Origin of the sequence: Alteromonas oceanisediminis (assembly GCF_018474025.1) — a bacterium.
In the GTDB taxonomy this organism is placed as follows: Bacteria; Pseudomonadota; Gammaproteobacteria; order Enterobacterales; family Alteromonadaceae; genus Alteromonas_E; species Alteromonas_E oceanisediminis.
In genome coordinates, this window is record NZ_JAHCTA010000021.1 from 1 (window position 1) to 1,273 (window position 1,273).

Here is a 1,273-nt window from a genome sequence, read left to right on the forward strand (position 1 = left end):
TGACGTGGTCAAGCCAAATCGACCAACCCAGTTAAGCTACTTTTCTCTCATTTCTTACATCTAATTCGTATTGGTTTGGGCTTTTATAGCCCAGATACGAATGCAACCGCACCGGGTTATAAAAGACCGTGATGTAATCCAATATATCTTGCTGAGCTTCGTGGCGAGTCTGGTAATGCCGCCACTGCACGCGCTCTTGCTTCAAACTGCCAAAGAAGCTTTCCACTACGGCATTATCCCAGCAATCACCTTTGCGACTCATACTACCAATAAACCCATGACCTTTGAGTAATCGTCGATAAGGCTGACTGGCATATTGGCTTCCTCTGTCAGAATGCACAATCAGTCCTTCGGGTGGCCTGCGTTGCCATAACGCCATGGTCAGCGCATCGCAGACCAACTTGGCTTTCATTCTCGACCCCATACTCCAGCCGACCACGCGGCGAGAAAATAAATCCAGCACCACAGCAAGATATAACCAGCCTTCTTGTGTCCAGATATAGGTAATATCCTGTACGTAGGCTTGGTTCGGCGCACTCATATCAAATTGTCGCTCAAGCACGTTTTCAAACACAGGTTTTTTGTGTTTGCTATTGGTGGTTACTTTGTATTTTTTCCTGTAGCGCACCTGAATACCGGCTTCTTTCATCAAGGTCCGGGTATAACGTCGACCCACAGGATAACCCAAACAATTCAACGCCTTTTTCATCCTGCGGCTGCCATAGCTATAGCCGCTGGCCTTGGCAATCTTATGCATCCACTCGATAATATCCTGACGAATATCATCATCAGGTCTTGGGTGCTTTTGTACCTTCAAATAACGGTAAAATCCATTGCGCTTGACGCCTAGCAGTCGACACATCATGTCAACCGGATAGGTCTTCTTTCTGGCATCGATAAACGAATACTTTACGTCGTTTCCTTGGCGAAGAAGACCGTCGCTTCCTTTAAGATGCGTTTTTCCATCTCAAGGCGCTTTACCTGCTCTTTGAGCCGCCTGATCTCGCTCTGCTCCGCTGTTAACTTGCCATTGCCACGAAACGCTTGCCCGTCATCATCTTGCTGATGTTCTTTAACCCAGCGCCCTATCAACTGTGCACTGACTTCTAACATTTTTGCGACTTCTGAACGCGTGTGGCCCTGATCCAGCACCAGGCTCACAGCGTCTAACTTGAATTCTTTCGTATACCTTTTTCTTTCGGCCATTTACTCTCTCCAGCTAAGGGTTGATTATATCCTTAACTGGACTGGTCAATTCAATTAAACCACCTCA

General features: G+C 46.9%; 1 protein-coding gene. It reads right to left on the reverse strand.

Annotated features, from left to right (window positions below):
* Window positions 1–31: 31 nt before the first annotated feature.
* A protein-coding gene (locus tag KIU71_RS17685) for an IS3 family transposase (protein ID WP_214132633.1) occupies window positions 32–1,206 on the reverse strand; the annotation gives its coding sequence in 2 pieces (ribosomal slippage) (window positions 32–957 and window positions 957–1,206; 1,176 coding nt in all).
* Between the last annotated feature and the right edge of the window lie 67 nt (window positions 1,207–1,273).